The sequence below is a fragment of the Dehalogenimonas alkenigignens genome, from assembly GCF_001466665.1.
Taxonomy (GTDB): Bacteria; Chloroflexota; Dehalococcoidia; order Dehalococcoidales; family Dehalococcoidaceae; genus Dehalogenimonas; species Dehalogenimonas alkenigignens.
The window spans coordinates 725,561-741,299 of record NZ_KQ758903.1 but is presented as its reverse complement, the minus strand read 5'-3'; the positions used below and the strand labels follow the sequence as shown (position 1 = coordinate 741,299).

Genomic DNA, 15,739 nt, shown 5'->3' with positions numbered 1-15,739 from the left:
GGCTTTTTGGTAAGGTCACCTGCCTGGCGCAACTTTCGAGACCCGGAGGCGGCTTAGGATGGCGGCCCCGACAACCGTCTGGGGCCTCAGACGCAGCGTTCTCGCGCCGTATTTCATTCTGAACTTTCTGATCATCGCCGCCGCTCTTTCTCTGCTGGCGTTCGCCGCCATCTCCATCGGCCGCAGTGCCATTGAGCGTAATGTCAAAGCCCAGATGGAAAGCGTAGCCGCCCTCAAAGAGCAGCAGATACACGAGTGGATCACCCACCTCAGCCATACCTCCGCCTGGATCTCCGGCAATCCGCAGATTCGCAGCGGCGCGCTGGTACTTACCGGCGGCCAGGTCACGCCTGAACAACGCCAGGAGATCAGTTCGTTCCTGCGTGACGAGTTCCAGCGCGCCATCAACCTGGGTGACATCGTTCATATTGCCTTGATGGATTTATCCGGAAATATCCTGGTGGCCACTGATCCCGGGTGGGAAGGTCAGAACCGTGCCTCGCAACCCTATTTTACCGCGGGAAAACTGCGGCTTTCCGTTTCCGATGTTTTCCAGAGCGCTCTGTTGGGACAACCGGCGATAGTAATTTCTTCGCCAATACTGAACTCCTCCGGAGCCACTTCGGCTGTAATGGCGTTATACGCTGACCTTGATGATTTGACTATCATCATGACCGAACGCTCCGGACTGGCGGAGACGGCCGAAACTTTCATAACAAATAGCGATCGAATACTGATCACTCAGCTAATCAATTATCCGGGAAAGGTTTTTGAAACTGAGATCATTGGCGAAGGTATCACCCGAGCGGTGAATGGTGAGACTGGGGTTGAGCTATATAAAGATTATCGCGGGGAACCGGTCATCGGCGCCTACCGCTGGATACCGGCGTATCGTCTGGCACTGGTCGCCAAAATAGACCAGGCCGTCGCCTTCAGCCCGGTTCGGGACTTGCGCAATCTGGTAATCCTTGTCGCCGGAGGGCTTTTTGCCGCGGTTCTGATTTCCGGCCTATGGTCGGTGCGCCGGACTACGCGCTCCCTGTCCGGCCTGGCGGCTTATGCCGTGAGGGTCGGCGCCGGTGATTTTTCGGCCGTTATCTCGACCGAAGGCGAAAATGAGGTGGCGCTGGTTGCCCGGAACATCAAGGCTATGGTCGACCGCTTACATCAAATCCAGAATGAACTGGAAGACCTTTACAACGCCGCGCCCTGCGGCTACCACTCGCTTGATGCCGAAGGTTATTTCACCCGGATCAATGATACCGAACTGCGCTGGCTGGGCTACCGCCGTGAAGATATGCTGGGCGTCAAGCGTTTCCCCGAACTGCTGGCCGCCGAAAGCATCGAGACATTCAAGCAGAATTTCCCGCGTTTCAAAGAATCCGGCGCGGTCAAAGACCTTGAATTCGACATGATCCGGCGGGACGGCTCAATCCTGCCAGTACTTCTTTCGGCCACCGCCATCAAGAATAACCGGGGGGAATACCTGAGCAGCCGGTCAACGGTGATTGACTACACCGATAAAAAAAGGTCGCGTTTGGAGCTTGAAACAGCGAATCGTTCGCTCGCCGCCGCCAACGCGGAGCTGGAGGCTTTCAGCTACTCCGTGTCCCACGATCTCCGGGCGCCTTTGCGAAGCATAGACGGCTTCAGCCAGGCGCTCCTTGATGATTACAACAGCTCTCTGGATGACACCGGCAGGGACTATTTGAACCGCGTGCGCGCCGCCACCCAGCGTATGGGGCATCTGATTGACGACATGCTGAGTCTCTCCCGGGTTACCAGAACGGAGTTTAAACTGGAAACGGTGGACCTGACCTCCCTCGGTTTTGAGATAACGAACGAACTTGCCGCCGCCGAGCCTGGCCGCGAGGTGGCTATCTCCATCGCCCCGAACACTACCGCCTCAGGTGACCGCCACCTGCTGCGGGTGCTGCTGCATAATCTGCTGGAAAACGCCTGGAAATTCACCAGGAAGACGCCGGATGCCCGCATCGAGTTTGGGCGGGCGTTTACTGACGAGGGAGTGGTATATTCCGTTATAGATAACGGCGCCGGGTTCGACATGAAATATGCCGATAAGCTGTTCAGCCCGTTCCAGCGGCTGCACAGTGTTGCCGAGTTCCCCGGCACCGGCGTCGGTCTGGCTATCGCCCGGCGCGTTGTCAGCCGACACCACGGCAGGATTTGGGCTGAGGCGGAGCCGGGCAAGGGCGCCGCCGTTTATTTTACCCTGGGTATTAATGAAGGAGGACAGGCAAATGGAGAACCGCTCGATGCTGCTGCTGGTTGAGGACAACCCGGACGATGTCCTGCTGACGGAACGGGCGCTTAAAAAACAGAACATCCTGAACAAGATGATGGTGGTCACCGACGGCCAGCAGGCGCTTGATTATCTGCTGGGCGGAGGCGCCTATGCTGGCCGCGATACCCGGGATCTGCCTGCCCTGATCCTCCTTGACCTGAAGCTGCCGAAAATTGACGGTCTGGAGGTGCTGAAGCAAATCCGCACCAATGAATTCACCAAACTCATTCCGGTAGTCATCCTGACTTCTTCCAGAGAGGAACAGGATGTCATCCGTTCCTATTCGCTCGGCGCCAACAGCTTCATCCGCAAACCGGTGGATTTTATTCAGTTCACCGAAGCGGTCAGGCAGCTTGGCATGTACTGGCTGCTGCTGAACGAACCGCCGCCCAGAGGAGGCCGAAGCCAAGATGGATAAGTTGATCCGCCTGTTGATTGTTGAGGATAACCCGGACGACGCCGTTTTAGTGACCCGGGCGCTGGAGCGCGGCGGGATGAAGCTGGAGTGGCGGCGGGTGGAGACCGCTGAGGCCATGTACCAGGCGCTGAAACAGGAACAATATGATCTCATCATTGCCGACTACCGGCTGCCCCATTTCTCCGCTCCCGAGGCTATCAAGCTGCGCGACCGGCTGGCGCCGGAACTGCCCTTGATCATCGTCTCGGGTACTATCGGAGAGGAACTTGCCGCCGATGCCATGGTCGCCGGCGCCCAGGACTATGTCATGAAGAACAACCTCACCCGGCTGGAGGCGGCAGCGGAGCGGGAGCTGCGCGAGGCGGCGGTGCGGCGCAAGCGGCGGGAAGCTGAAGCCGCCCTGAACCGCACCCGGGAACAATACGCCAACCTTATCGAGAATACCCATGACCTGGTGCAAAGTATCGACGGGTCCGGCAAGCTGCTCTTTGTCAATAAAGCCTGGCTCACCACTCTGGGTTATTCCCCTGCTGAAGTTGCCGGCCTCAATATTGCGGATTTCGTCCATCCGGATTCCCTGGCGAAGTGCCATTCCATAATGGCTCTGGTGAAAAGCGGCGTCCATCCCAGGGGTTTCGAGATCAAGCTCCGGACAAAACAGGGAGAGGACATTATTGCCGAGGGCAACACCGTCGGCTACTTCGTTGACGGCGTCTTTGCCAGCACCCTGACCATTTTCCACGATATCACCGCCCGGAAGAGGCACGAGGACAGGATATCCCATCTCAACCAGGTGCTGGGCATCATCCGCGACATCAACCAGCTTATCGTCGGTGAAAACGATGAAAAAAGCCTGCTGCAGAAAGCCTGCGACCGGATGGTGTTCCCCGGCTCAGATTACGGCGCCGCCTGGATCAGTCTCGCTGATGGAAACGGCAACATGGCACTGGCCACTGCTGCCGGCGTGTCGTTTGAAAACTCGGGCTGTGTCGCGCGGGTGATGGAAATACCCGACTTGATGCAGAAATCCATAGTGAGCCACCGCTGCCATCTGGAGCGGTTTTCCGCCGCTCTTTCTCTGCCTCTGACCATCGAAAGCCAGCCCATCGGCATCTTGAACGCCTGTTTTCACAGCGCCCCGACCATATCTGACGAGGAACGCGCCTTGATGCTGGAGCTGGCCGGCGACCTGGCGCTGGGCATCGAAAAGATCCGCAAGCGCGAGGAACTCGGGCGCCGCAACGAATTCATCGAAACCATTTTAGACCGTCTGCCTATCGGCCTGGCGGTCAACCGGATGAATGACGGCTCGACAGTTTACATTAACCCCATGTTTGAGATGGTATATGGCTGGCCGAGGCAGGAAATCAGCGGCGTCGCCGATTTTTTCCAGAAGGTTTATCCTGACCCGGAATACCGGCGCCAGATCCAGGAGCGGGTGATGGCGGACATCGCCAGCGGCGACCCGGCGCGGATGCGCTGGGAAAATATCATGATTACAACCCAAACTGGGGAAAAACGTTTTATCAGCGCCGCTAACATCCCCCTGTCGGAACAGGGACTGATGATTTCAACCGCCTGGGACGTCACCGAGAGGTTGAAGGCGCAGGAGGAGGTCGCACTAAAAGCCCAGCTTCTTGATTCCGCTTCCGATTCTATTTTCCTGATCGAGCCCGGCGGCCGTATCCTCTACGCCAATGAGGAAGCCTACAAATCACGCGGCTATACCAGGGAAGAAATTCTGGGCCTCAACATTACCGAATTCCGCACCCCGGATATCGCCGAGCTTTACAAAGATCAGGTCGAACAGGTGCTTCGGGACGGCGAAACCGTTTTCGAAGCGACCCATCACCGAAAAGACGGCACTGTGTTCCAAGTGGAAGCCAAAGCAAAGAAAATCACCAGCGGCGGGCGGACGCTCACTCTGGCGGTAGCCCGCGACGTCACCGAGCGCCGCAGAATGGAAAACCAGCTTGTCGTCACCGACCGGCTGGCTTCGATCGGCGAACTGGCCTCTGGCATCGCCCATGAACTCAACAACCCGCTGACCGGCATCATCGGCTTTGCCGAACTGCTCAAAGGAAAAGAGCTTCCGGCCGATGTGGCGGATGATGTTGACGTCATTTACCGGGAAGCCATGCGTTGCGCTGAGATCATCCGCAATTTACTGACCTTCGCCCGCCAGCACCAGCCCGAGCGGCAATCGCTGAATATCAACAACGTCGTCGAAAAGGTGCTGGACCTGCGGGCTTATGAGCAGCGCGTAAACAACATCAATGTGACCCGGCGTTTAGACGACGCTCTGCCGGCCATCCATGCTGATTTTTTCAGTCTGCAGCAGTGCTTCCTGAATATTGTCATCAATGCTGAATACTTCATGTCTAAAGCCCACAGCGGCGGCAATTTAACCGTCGCCACTGAACTCGCCGGAGGCTTTATCCGGATAACCTTCACCGATGACGGACCGGGTATCCCGCCGGAGATCATTGACCGCCTGTTCGACCCGTTCTTTACCACCAAGGAAGTGGGCAAGGGCACCGGGCTGGGGCTGTCGATCTGCCACGGTTTGATCCAGTCCCACGGCGGCACCATCAGGGCGGAAAATGCCCCGGGGGGCGGCGCGTCATTCATCATTGACCTGCCCCTGGAACCGCCCGCCAAGGAATCAGGCGTCGAGGTAACCCAGGTTTAATCTTTGATTCCTACCATTTTTTAACGTCCAGGGTAGCGGCGGTAACCTGTCTTTTTGGTTCGCCTTTTAAGGCCGATTGACGCCTTTTCACCCCGATGCTATCATCTCGCGGGTTCCATGAAACGGCGGTTCCCTATCCCGGGGCTGAGTCCCCGGAATCGGAAAGCGCCTGGAGGCGGCAACTGCCAATCGTTTCCGGGCTGGGGCTGAAAAATCTCCGTTCCTCAATGAGGCCATCATACGGTTCTGCCAGCCTCAAAATGGTAAACCGGGGGCTTGGGATAACGGAAAAACGCGGCCAGGTGCATAATTCACCGATGACGTTATCAAGTTCTAATACTTGGGAATACTGCGGTCAAATCATCCCATCTGAACATAAATTGTTCTCTTCCAGCCTCATCTTTGATACAATAGCGATGATTGTCATGCGCCTGGGCCCGACATGGGGTTGCCGGATTAACAGATGTGAAGGAGACCGCTGATGCCTGCCGGAATGCTCATCGACACTACCAAGTGCATCCTCTGTCTGAGATGCGAAAACGAGTGCCACAGTTTCTACGGGCTCCCCAATAAACGGCTGGAAGGTACCGACGACGCGCCGGAACTCGACGCCTATCATTACGTGGTTTTACAAGCTCATGAGGTGGCAACCCCCACCGGCCGGCGCACCATCGGCGTGTCCAAGCGCTGCCTGCACTGTTTCAGCCCGGCCTGCGCGTCGGTCTGCCCGGTTGGAGCGCTGCACAAAACTAAAGAGGGTCCGGTGGTCTGGGAGGAAGGCAAGTGTATCGGCTGCCGCTACTGCCAGAATGCCTGCCCGTTCGATATCCCCAAGTTTGAATGGGACGTCGCCTGGCCCAAAATCCAGAAGTGCATCTTCTGCCATGAGAAACGGCTGCTGCAGGGCAAAACCCCGGTCTGCGCCGAAGTCTGCCCCACCCAGGCCATCCGTTTCGGCGAGCGGGCCGACATGATCGCCCTGGCGCACCAGCGCATCGCGGAAAGCCCTGAAAAGTATTTCAATCACGTTTACGGCGAGGAAGAAGTCGGCGGGACTCTGAAGCTGTACATCGGCGCGGTGGATATGCGCCAGCTTGGCTTCCCGAGTGAGGTTGAGCCAGAAATGTACCCGGAATACACCCATGAATTCCTGAGCAAGATCCCCATTGAGATCGCTTCTCTCGCTCTGTTCCTGGGAGGCGCCTATCTCTTCCGCAGCCGCCGCGAAGCCGCTCTGGCGAAGCAAAATCATGACACTGAGAAGCGAGGTTAAAAGGTGACAGTAAGACTTTCTCGACGTCATTTTGTCGAACTCGCCGCCGGTTCCACCGCCGCGCTCGGCATGTCCCTTTTCAAATACCCCGAATTTGAGCGCCTGCTGGCTCAGTCGCTGCAGGAAGTGCCGGTCATCTGGTTTCAGGGTTCCGGCTGCAACGGCTGCTCCGTTTCAGTTTTGAACACCTTCCCGGTCACCATCCAGAACCTGCTGCTCACCGAGGTTGTCTCCGGCAAGCATGTTTCCCTGCGTGTTCACAACACCGTCATGGCGGCCCAGGGCGACCTGGCTATGAAAGCTCTGTACGACACCGAGACCGGTCCCTTTGCCCTGGTCGTCGAGGGCGGCATCCCGCTCAAAGACGGCGGCTTTTACTGCGAAGTTGGCGAAAAGGACGGCCACGGCATCCCGATGACCGAAACCATCGGCCGGCTCGGCCCGAAGGCCATCGCCACCATCGCCATCGGCACCTGCGCTTCCTCCGGCGGTATCTCTTCGACCCCGCCCAATATCGGCGAGGTGGTCGGTGTGGCCGAGTTCTACAAGCAGAAAGGCATCACCACGCCGGTGATCAACGTGCCGGGCTGCCCGCCCCACCCGGACTGGTTCGTCGGCACGCTGGCCCAGGTACTCATGAACGGCCCGGAGTCCGTCGAAGTCGATGAGGACCTGCGGCCGCTGGCTTTCTACGGTAAAACGATTCATGATCAGTGCCCCCGCCGCGGCAGTTTTACCGCCAACCAGTTCGCCAAGAATTTCGGCGAGCCGGATTGCCTCTACCTGCTAGGCTGCAAAGGTCCGGTGACCCACGCCGACTGCAATATCCGTTTGTGGAACAACAAAACCCGCTGGTGCATCGAAGCCGGCGCCCCGTGCATCGGCTGCGCCGAGCTAAAGTTCCCCGGCCACCTCGGCCCGATCCACGAGCCGATCGACCTGTCTAAAACCCTCGACAAGGCTGCCATCGGCATCGCCGCCGCCGCCGCGGTGGTCGGCGTCACCGCCGCCGCCGTCACCAAATCATCGGGCGAAAAGTCCGGGCACTAACCGAGAAAGCGAAGGATAGATAAATGGGAACAATAGTCATCGATCCCATCTCCAGGATTGAAGGCCATCTCAAAATCGAGGTGGTGGTGGAAAACGGCGTGGTCAAGGACGCCCATTCCTCCGGCACCCTGTTCCGCGGCTTCGAGATATTCATGAAAGGCCACAATCCGACCGATGCCCAGCATTATACCCAGCGCATCTGCGGCGTTTGCCCGGTATCGCACGGCGTGACCTCGGTACTGAACTTGGACAGCGCTTTCGGCATCGCCGATAAAATCCCGGCTAACGGCCGCATCATCCGCAATCTCATCCAGGCCGGCAACACCATCCAATCCCACATCCTGCATTTCTACCATCTGGCGGCGCTGGACTACGTTGATGTTACCGCCGCCGCCGATTATTCCGGTTCGGACCCCGGCCTCATCAAGGTCCGGGATTTCATCGGTCGAGCGCTGGCGGCAGGCAATACGGCCATGCTCGGCCCGTTCTTCCCCCGCTACGAGGGAGACTACCGCCTGCCCAAAGCCATCAACCAGAAGGCCGTTGCCGATTATGTCAAGGCCCTGGACATGCGGCGGCTGGCCCATGAAATGACGGCCATCTATTTCGGCCGCATTCCCCACGGCCCGGGGCTGGTGGTCGGCGGCGTCACCCAGGGACCGACCGCCGATAATATCCAGTTGTACCGGCAGAAGCTGACCGTCCTCAGGGACTTCATTGATAACGTTTACCTGCCGGATGTCATCGCCGTCGCCGAGGTTTACGCCGACCATTTCGAGCAGGGTTTCGGCTGCGGCAAGGTGCTGTCCTACGGTGTCTTCGACTTCGATTCCAACGCCGACCTGACCAAACGCAAGCGCTTTCAGCCTCAGGGTGTGGCCACTGCCTCGCTGTCGCTTTCAGCGATGGATCCCAGGTCCATCACCGAGGACGTCAAATACAGCCGTTTTTCCACCCCGTCGGCCTACCCTGGCGACGGCGATACCAAGGACGACCCCCATAAAACCGGCGCCTATACCTGGTTGAAAGCCCCCCGCTACAAGGGCGGCGTGCATGAAGTCGGCCCGATGCCGCGGATGCTGGTCGCCTACCTTTCCGGCGACGCGGCGGTCAAAAAAATGGTGGATGATACCCTGGCCCATTTCAAAGCCCCGCCGTCTGTCCTGTTCAGCACCCTCGGCCGCCACGCCGCCCGGGCGCTGGAGTGCAAGCTGGTGGCTGACGCCGCCGACAAATGGCTGGATGAACTGAAGCCCGGCGAGCCCTTCAACGTGCCTTTCGAAATCCCGGACGAAGCCGAAGGCATGGGGCTGTGGGAAGCCCCGCGCGGCGCGCTGGGCCACTGGATTTCCATTAAGGACAAGAAGATCGACCGCTACCAGTGCGTCGTGCCGTCCACCTGGGACTGCTCGCCGCGTGATGATAAAGACCAGCCCGGCCCGATCGAACAATCCCTCATCGGCGCCAAAGTGAAAGATGAAGCCAATCCCTTCGAAGTCGTCCGCATCGTCCGCGCCTACGACCCGTGCCTGGCCTGCGCCGTCCATCTGGTGCGTCCCAACGGCGACGTTATCGGCCAGTTCCGTGTTGCCTGAATGTCCTGAAACCAGCAAGGAGGTGCCATTTGACCAACCGAAACGTACCCCTCTTTAGCTTCTGGGGCGTCGTCCAGTTCCTGTTCCTGCTGGGCGCCATCGGCGTGGCCGTCGCCAAGCTGATCTGGGGCCTGGGGGCGGTCACCAATCTGTCGGACAACTGGCCGTGGGGCCTGTGGGTCGCCTTCGACGTCGGCGTTTACATCGCCTCGGCGGCCGGCGGCTTCGTCCTGGCGGCCATCGTCTACATCTTCAAGGTGGAAGCCTTCCGGCCGCTGGTCAAGCCGGCCATCCTGATCGCCACCCTGGGCTACACTATCGGCGCTTTAGGCATCGCCATCGACCTGGGCCGCAGCCCCTTGATCATCCACCCGCTGTGGATGTGGCAGCCCGGCTCGATCATGTTCGAAGTGGCCTGGTGCGTCATGATGTACCTGACGGTGCTTTACCTGGAGTTCTCGCCCAACCTTTTCGCCCGCTTCGGCTGGGTGAAGGCCGCGGCGGTGCAGCACGCGCTGGTCGTTCCCCTGGTCATCTTCGGCATCCTTCTGTCCTTCCTGCACCAGTCGAGCCTGGGCGCCCTGTTCCTGATCACGCCTGACCAGCACGGGCTGTGGCACCTGCCGCTGATGGGCTATCTCTTCGTCATCTCGGCCATGTCGCTGGGGTTGTCGGTGCTGACCTTCTTCTCGGTCATCATGGCCAAGAGCTGGAAGCTGACGCTGCGGATGGACCTCCTGCCCAAGGTCATGGCCATCGCCGCCTGGATCCTGGTCTTCTACCTGGGCCTGCGCTTCTACGACACGGCGGCATCCGGCGGCTTCTCGGAGTTCGCCTTCGACGAGTTCGGAGCGCTGTTCCTGGTGGAGGTCGGCCTGGGCATGGTGCTGCCGATCATCCTGATCGCCATGAAGAAGGTGAGGGAGTCCCGGAGCGGCTTGCTTTGGGCGTCATCGCTCATCATCATGGGCCTGGTGCTGAACCGGGTGAACACCCTGGTCATCTCCCATGCGCCGGCGCGCTTCGGCAGCTACTTCCCGACGGTGTGGGAGTTCATCTTCACCCTGGGGCTCATCTTCGGCGCCATGTTCGCCTTCCGCCTGGCGGCGCGCTACCTGCCGCTGTTCTCCGAGCAGAAGGCCGGGCTGCCTGAATCGGTCGCCCGCGCCAACCCTGAAGTGGTGACTGCCTGATTCTGCTGTCGAGTGAAATCTTTAAGAAGAGAGGAGCCTCTTCCGGCTCCTCTCTTCTTTTTACTTTTCCGCTGTTTTTTCCAGCATCGCCAGGGTGACCCCGGAGGGTTCGTTAAACAGGCAAATCTTTGTTGAGTCATTGACCGAAAACGGCGGCTCGACGATGAAGCCGCCGGATTTTTCAACCAGCCTGGCTTTTTCTTCGATATCTTCTACCCGGATGTACAGGGTGAGAAAAGGCAGCTTCGCCCGCCGCAAAGTGAACACTCCGCCGCCGCTGAATGCCGATGATGACTCCCCGGCGGGGATTTCATGGATTGTGGTGCCAGGGTCGTATTCGGGATTCCAGTCGAAAACCTTGCGCAGGAATTCCACCGTTTTCCCGGCGTCCGATGATGCCAGCTCCCAATAAACAACAGGGTTCTTCAAATTGGCGCCTGGTGGAAATTTCAGGTTTGGGCTTCAGCCCCAATGAAAATGACATGCTCGCGGTTCACCGCCGCGAACCCGAATTTCCGTCCGTAAGAAGCCAGATCGACATTGAGTTCAACATCTGTCAGGGGTAAAAAGGCTTCATCCCGGTGCAAAGCGGCTGGCAGGTCTACCTGCCACGTCTCGCCGAAGAATGAGCCGCGTACCAGCAGGTGCGGCAACTCGACTTCAGCCCGCATCGCTTTTTTCTGCCGCATCGGGTGGGAGCGTTCCATGCGGCAGCCCTCGAGACAGCCGTGTTCAACGACGCACAGGATGCTGCCCCGCCTGGCGTAACCGACGTCTAATTGCCGGTGCGGCGCCGCGGCGCCCGGCGCATATACTGACACATTACGGATTTCCAGATACTCCCGGCTTAAACTGGCTGTCGGGTTGATGCAGGAGTTTAAAGCGTCGAGGAGTCGTTGATTGGTTTTACAGGTGATTTCTCCATGGTATAAAGCGTCTGCGGTAAACACGGACACTTCAATACGCTGCAGTTGTGCTGCAAGGTGTTTGGCTTCCTGCTTGTTTGAGGTACCAGAAGACATCATTTCACACCCCTCCACACTGGGAGGATACTAGCACTATTTGAACGGTCATTCAAGGGGATGCACGGCGCTGATTCTACCCAAGTATCGCCCCTGCCAACCCCCTGGCTCCCCGCAGGAACTCCTCGGCCGTCGCGGCCTTCTTGCCTTCCAGCTGGAGTCGTTTGACGCCCAGCACGCCGTCTCCAGTGACGATCTCGAACGGCATTGACGGTCGGCCGGCAAGGGCGGTAACCGTGCCGGCGGGTGCTGCCGCCGGGATATCGAGCGGTTGGGTCTCGATGAGTTTCAACAGTCTGCCGTCCCAGGTGGTAAAGGCTCCCGGCCACGGCTGGAACGCCCGCACCTGCCGCCAGATCTCTATCGCCGAACGGTTCCAGTCGATACAACCCTGCTCTTTGGCGAGCATCGGGGCATAGGTTGCCCCCGCGGCGGGCTGCGGCGCCGGGGAAATTTCACCGCCCGTGATGCGCGACAGAACCTCAAGAAGAAGGTTGGAACCGAGATAAGCCAGGCGTTCGGTCAGCGAGCCGGTCGTATCGTTGTCGCAAATCGGGATCGAAGCCGTGGCAAAGACAGGACCGGTATCAATGCCGGCGTCCATGCGCATGATCGAGATCCCGGTGAATTCATCACCGGCCAGTATGGCAGCGGCCACCGGGGCAGCGCCGCGGTGCCGGGGCAGCAATGAAGCATGCACGTTAATGCAACCGTGCACCGGAATTTGGAGTACCGATTGCGGCAGAATCAGGCCGTAGGCGGCGACGATGATGGCATCGGGTGCCAAAGACCGCAATTCGTCGGCGACTTCCGGTTTTTTCAATGAGCGCGGTTGAACAATTTTCAGGCCGCTGCTGTCCGCCAGGGCTTTCACCGGAGAAGCGGTTAGTGACCGGCCGCGGCCGGCCGGGGCGTCGGGGCGGGTATATACAGCAGAAACGTCGTAGCCAGCTCCTATCAGCCCTCGCAGAATCGGAACGGCAAACTCAGGTGTGCCCATGAAAACCAGTTTCATCGAATCAGTACCATTTTCTCGGGGCGATTGTAGCACCAAATATTTATTTTTTCACCGCGGCCGGGCATTACGATTGCGTAGGCTAAAAAATAGAGCAACAAAGAGTATCGCGCAGAGTAGCGGGGGGCTGAAGCACGTGCACAGCCCCTTATGACGGTTGCCCGCGGCAGTATCCGGCTGGTAGTATAGATACATCTTTTTTAACGGCTTCCGCCGTGATAAAACGACCCCAGGAAACGCTTGAAGATGGGGGCGTTTTGTCTCTTAACGGGGAGATATAGTTGCAATTTGATACACCGGCGCCCCTTTACCAGAAGGATGACGCCGCTAAGTTGTGGGAGACGGCGCTGGGGGCTCTGGAATGCTCCCTCAGCCGCCCCAATTTCCGCACCTGGTATTCCCGCACTGTCGGGTTGACCTGGGACGGCCGCCGTTTTACCGTCGGCGTGCCTAATTCTTTCGTCGCGGAATACCTGGAGCAAAATCAGCGTTCGCTCATTGAAAAGACCCTTCTCAGGCTGCTGAACTGCGGAGGGGTGCAGGTCATTTTCCAGGTGGCGGCCGGCGGCAAACCCACCGGCCACGCCCCCCGCGCCGAGCCCTCAAGTATCAAGACCTCCGGCGGTCATTTCAATCCGCGTTATGACTTCGAGACTTTTATTGTCGGCAACACCAACCGGTTAGCCCACGCCGCCGCGCTTTCCGCCGCTCAAAAGCCGGGTGAAGGCTATAACCCCCTGTTCATCCACGGCGGTTCGGGGCTGGGTAAAACCCACCTGCTGCAGGCCATCGGCCAGCTTGCGGAGCGGTCCGGGAAATCTGTACGTTACGTCTCTGGCGAACAATTCACTTCTGAGTTTATCTCATCGCTTAAAGAGCGACGCGCCGAGGAGTTCCGCGAACGGTACCGCGCGGTTGACCTGCTCTTGGTTGACGATGTTCAGTTCCTGGCCGGCAAAACGCAGACCGAAGAGTGTTTTTTCCACACTTTTAACGAGTTGCACAATTCCTGCAAGCAAATCGTCCTCTCGGCGGATTCACCGCCCCGGGCGATTTCCCAGATGGAAGACCGGTTACGCTCCCGCTTTGAATGGGGCTTGACCGCCGAGATCACGCCGCCGGATGAGAAGATGCGCCTGGCAATCCTTAAGGCCCGGACTGATGAACTTGGCGCTGAGATGCCCCCGGACGTGCTTGAATATCTGGCTTCAGAAGTCACCCGCAATATCCGAGAACTGGAAGGCAACCTGAACCGCGTGTTGGCCTACGCCAGGCTGCTTCGTTCAGCGGTCACGCCGGATATGGCCCGCCGCGCCCTCAAGAATATCGCCCCGACCGCCTCCGTACAGGAAAAACCATCTGAACCGCAGCTGCTTCTCGCCGCCGTGGCTGAATGCTTCGGCCTGGCGCCGGAGGACCTACTTGGCCGCAAACGGGATAAAGAGACCGCGATGGCGCGTCAGGTGGCCATGTTCGTCATGAAAAACCAGAATATCTGGTCGATGGCGGAGATCGGCAAGCTGGTGGGAGACCGCGCCGCTGCGACCGTCAGTCATGCCTGTGAGAAAATTTCTCAGGAAACGGAATACAATCCGCTGCTCAAACGCAAGATAATCGACATTGAATCCCGTCTGGGCAAAGAGTAGCCCTTTCAATTCCACCGACCGATCAAGGGCGGTGCGCCAAGCCCCCCGCCACCAGCAGCTCCACCCGCGACATAATCTCCGGTGTCGGTCCATCGGCCAGGATTTTACCCTGCTTCATGATGACGAGGCGCGGGCAGAGAGCTTCGATGAGTTCCAGGTCGTGGGAGACAACGATCTTGGTCACGTCGAGTGATTTCAGGAGCTGGATCAGCCCCCACTTGGCCGCGGGGTCGAGGTTGGAAGAAGGCTCGTCGAGGGCCAGGACCTCCGGCTGCATCGAAAGCACCGAAGCCAGGGCAATTCGTTTCTTTTCCCCCAGGCTCAAATGGTGGGAACTCCGCCGCTCGTAGCCCTGGAGACCGACGGCCGCCAATGAATCGGCAACCCGGCTGCGGACCTCGGCCTCCGCCAAACCCATATTGATCGGCCCGAAGGCCACATCGTCGAAGACCTCGGGGCAGAAGAGCTGGTCGTCAGGGTTCTGGAAGACGACGCCGACTTTGGCGCGTATGGTTTTCAGGTTGGCGCCAGTCACCGGCAGACCGCCGACTTTCACCGCGCCGTTGGCGCCGTGAATGATGCCGTTTAGATGCAGCAGTAGAGTTGACTTGCCGGCGCCGTTGGCCCCGGCCACTGCCACGCTCTCGCCGCGCTTAATCTTCAGGCTGACGCCGTCGAGGGCTTTTCGGCCGTCAGGGTAGGCGTAATGAAGGTTCTCGATGCCGATGACCGGGTCGCTCATACTAACAGGCTCACGGTTAACGGCAGAATAAGCACCAGCGACAAAGCGGCGCCAGCGGCGATGTCTGTCCCGTCAAATGCCAGCTCGTTGAAGGTGCGGGACTGCCCGTCGAAGCCCCGGGCGGCCATGGCGGCGTAAACCCGTTCGCCTCGTTCGTAAGAGCGGATAAAAAGGCTGCCGATCATCGAGCCGACGGTCCTGGCTTGGAACGATGCCGGCGGCGATCCGACCGACCGCGAGTCCCTTGCCTGCTTCATCCGTAACACCTCGTCGATAAGGAGGAAGAGGTAGCGGTACATGAAAGACAATATCATCACCAGCACCCTCGGTGCCCCCAGCCGCTCAATCCCTTTAAGAAGCGCCGGTAGCGGCGTCGTCGAGGTCAGCAGGATGAGCGCCAGCACCGACAGCCAGCTCCGGGCCAGCAGCGTGCTGATGAACTTCAGCCCGCCGTCCGTCGCCCCCAGGTGCCAGCCCCCGATGTCAAAGCTGAGTAACTCAACCCCCGGACGCGTGAACACGTTGATGACTCCAAGCAGGAAGACGAACGGCAGGATGATCAGCGAGCGCTTCAGCACGTAGCCCAGCGGCAGTTTCGAGATGGCGAAGATCGAGCCCAAAATGGCGAAGTAAGCGGCGTAGGTCGCCCAGCTGCCGGCAGGGGTCAGCACCACCGCCACGATGAAAAGAAGCGACAGCAGGAACTTCAGCCTCGGGTCACGGCGGTGAGCCGGGCTGACTAGGTGGCTGTACTGGTCTAAGAAACTGTGTCGCATGGTCTATTCCGA

General features: G+C 59.0%; 14 protein-coding genes. 8 read left to right on the top strand and 6 right to left on the bottom strand.

All coding sequences use genetic code 11. The features are described from left to right. Nucleotides 1-58: 58 nt before the first annotated feature. The 7 genes from DEALK_RS03935 (at nt 59) to nrfD (ending at nt 10,526) form a co-directional block, all read left to right on the top strand. Nucleotides 59-2,293 carry a sensor histidine kinase gene (locus DEALK_RS03935; protein WP_058438911.1) on the top strand — a complete coding sequence of 745 codons (2,235 nt, stop codon included), beginning with the start codon at nt 59-61 and terminating at the stop codon, nt 2,291-2,293. Next, the gene (locus tag DEALK_RS03930; RefSeq protein WP_058438909.1) at nt 2,262-2,723 is read left to right on the top strand and encodes a response regulator; all 462 of its coding nucleotides are present in this window, start codon (nt 2,262-2,264) and stop codon (nt 2,721-2,723) included. The genes DEALK_RS03935 and DEALK_RS03930 overlap by 32 nt, the downstream gene beginning before the upstream one ends. Next, nucleotides 2,716-5,415 carry a PAS domain S-box protein gene (locus DEALK_RS03925; protein ID WP_058438908.1) on the top strand — a complete coding sequence of 900 codons (2,700 nt, stop codon included), beginning with the start codon at nt 2,716-2,718 and terminating at the stop codon, nt 5,413-5,415. Before DEALK_RS03930 ends, DEALK_RS03925 begins: the two co-directional genes overlap by 8 nt. Nucleotides 5,416-5,896: 481 nt before the next feature. Beyond that, the gene (locus tag DEALK_RS03920; protein ID WP_058438906.1) at nt 5,897-6,688 is read left to right on the top strand and encodes a 4Fe-4S dicluster domain-containing protein; all 792 of its coding nucleotides are present in this window, start codon (nt 5,897-5,899) and stop codon (nt 6,686-6,688) included. Nucleotides 6,689-6,691: 3 nt separating this feature from the next. Continuing rightward, entirely contained in the window at nt 6,692-7,738 is a 1,047-nt protein-coding gene (locus DEALK_RS03915; RefSeq protein ID WP_058438903.1) for a hydrogenase small subunit, read from the top strand. Between the two features lie 23 nt (nt 7,739-7,761). Then, nucleotides 7,762-9,333: a nickel-dependent hydrogenase large subunit gene (locus tag DEALK_RS03910; RefSeq protein ID WP_058438901.1), complete on the top strand. Its 1,572-nt coding sequence runs from the start codon at nt 7,762-7,764 to the stop codon at nt 9,331-9,333. Nucleotides 9,334-9,362: 29 nt separating this feature from the next. Continuing rightward, nucleotides 9,363-10,526: an NrfD/PsrC family molybdoenzyme membrane anchor subunit gene (gene nrfD / locus DEALK_RS03905; RefSeq protein ID WP_058439960.1), complete on the top strand. Its 1,164-nt coding sequence runs from the start codon at nt 9,363-9,365 to the stop codon at nt 10,524-10,526. Here nrfD and DEALK_RS10425 read toward each other — a convergent pair. The 4 genes from DEALK_RS10425 to fmt all read right to left on the bottom strand — a co-directional run bounded on the left by DEALK_RS10425 (nt 10,445) and on the right by fmt (nt 12,563). Further along, nucleotides 10,445-10,666, bottom strand: coding sequence for a phage virion morphogenesis protein (locus DEALK_RS10425; protein WP_144437074.1), 222 nt, complete (start codon nt 10,664-10,666; stop codon nt 10,445-10,447). The genes nrfD and DEALK_RS10425 overlap by 82 nt on opposite strands. Further along, nucleotides 10,587-10,955 carry a VOC family protein gene (locus tag DEALK_RS03900; protein WP_058438899.1) on the bottom strand — a complete coding sequence of 123 codons (369 nt, stop codon included), beginning with the start codon at nt 10,953-10,955 and terminating at the stop codon, nt 10,587-10,589. The genes DEALK_RS10425 and DEALK_RS03900 overlap by 80 nt, the downstream gene beginning before the upstream one ends. Nucleotides 10,956-10,975: 20 nt before the next feature. Further along, nucleotides 10,976-11,551, bottom strand: a complete 576-nt coding sequence (locus DEALK_RS03895) for a hypothetical protein (RefSeq protein ID WP_058438897.1) — start codon at nt 11,549-11,551, stop codon at nt 10,976-10,978. A 73-nt stretch (nt 11,552-11,624) separates the two neighbouring features. Beyond that, a complete protein-coding gene (gene fmt, locus DEALK_RS03890) occupies nt 11,625-12,563 on the bottom strand; it encodes a methionyl-tRNA formyltransferase (RefSeq protein ID WP_058438896.1) in 939 nt (312 codons plus the stop codon). 281 nt (nt 12,564-12,844) lie between these two features. Between fmt and dnaA the strand changes: the two genes are divergently transcribed. Then, nucleotides 12,845-14,209, top strand: coding sequence for a chromosomal replication initiator protein DnaA (dnaA, locus tag DEALK_RS03885; RefSeq protein WP_058438894.1), 1,365 nt, complete (start codon nt 12,845-12,847; stop codon nt 14,207-14,209). Between the two features lie 22 nt (nt 14,210-14,231). Here dnaA and DEALK_RS03880 read toward each other — a convergent pair whose 3' ends face one another. Beyond that, on the bottom strand, nt 14,232-14,951 hold the full coding sequence (locus tag DEALK_RS03880; RefSeq protein ID WP_058438892.1) for an energy-coupling factor ABC transporter ATP-binding protein: 720 nt from the start codon (nt 14,949-14,951) through the stop codon (nt 14,232-14,234). Continuing rightward, nucleotides 14,948-15,727 carry a cobalt ECF transporter T component CbiQ gene (cbiQ, locus tag DEALK_RS03875; RefSeq protein WP_058438890.1) on the bottom strand — a complete coding sequence of 260 codons (780 nt, stop codon included), beginning with the start codon at nt 15,725-15,727 and terminating at the stop codon, nt 14,948-14,950. The genes DEALK_RS03880 and cbiQ overlap by 4 nt, the downstream gene beginning before the upstream one ends. Nucleotides 15,728-15,739: the final 12 nt, after the last annotated feature.

Coding starts and splice junctions, on each gene's coding strand:
- DEALK_RS03925 (WP_058438908.1), top strand. CDS start 2,716: ATGGATAAGTTGATCCGCCTGTTGATTGTTGAGGATAACCCGGACGAC.
- DEALK_RS03920 (WP_058438906.1), top strand. CDS start 5,897: ATGCCTGCCGGAATGCTCATCGACACTACCAAGTGCATCCTCTGTCTG.
- DEALK_RS10425 (WP_144437074.1), bottom strand. CDS start 10,666: ATGACTCAACAAAGATTTGCCTGTTTAACGAACCCTCCGGGGTCACCC.
- fmt (WP_058438896.1), bottom strand. CDS start 12,563: ATGAAACTGGTTTTCATGGGCACACCTGAGTTTGCCGTTCCGATTCTG.
- cbiQ (WP_058438890.1), bottom strand. CDS start 15,727: ATGCGACACAGTTTCTTAGACCAGTACAGCCACCTAGTCAGCCCGGCT.
- DEALK_RS03935 (WP_058438911.1), top strand. CDS start 59: ATGGCGGCCCCGACAACCGTCTGGGGCCTCAGACGCAGCGTTCTCGCG.
- DEALK_RS03910 (WP_058438901.1), top strand. CDS start 7,762: ATGGGAACAATAGTCATCGATCCCATCTCCAGGATTGAAGGCCATCTC.
- DEALK_RS03880 (WP_058438892.1), bottom strand. CDS start 14,951: ATGAGCGACCCGGTCATCGGCATCGAGAACCTTCATTACGCCTACCCT.
- DEALK_RS03930 (WP_058438909.1), top strand. CDS start 2,262: ATGGAGAACCGCTCGATGCTGCTGCTGGTTGAGGACAACCCGGACGAT.
- DEALK_RS03895 (WP_058438897.1), bottom strand. CDS start 11,551: ATGATGTCTTCTGGTACCTCAAACAAGCAGGAAGCCAAACACCTTGCA.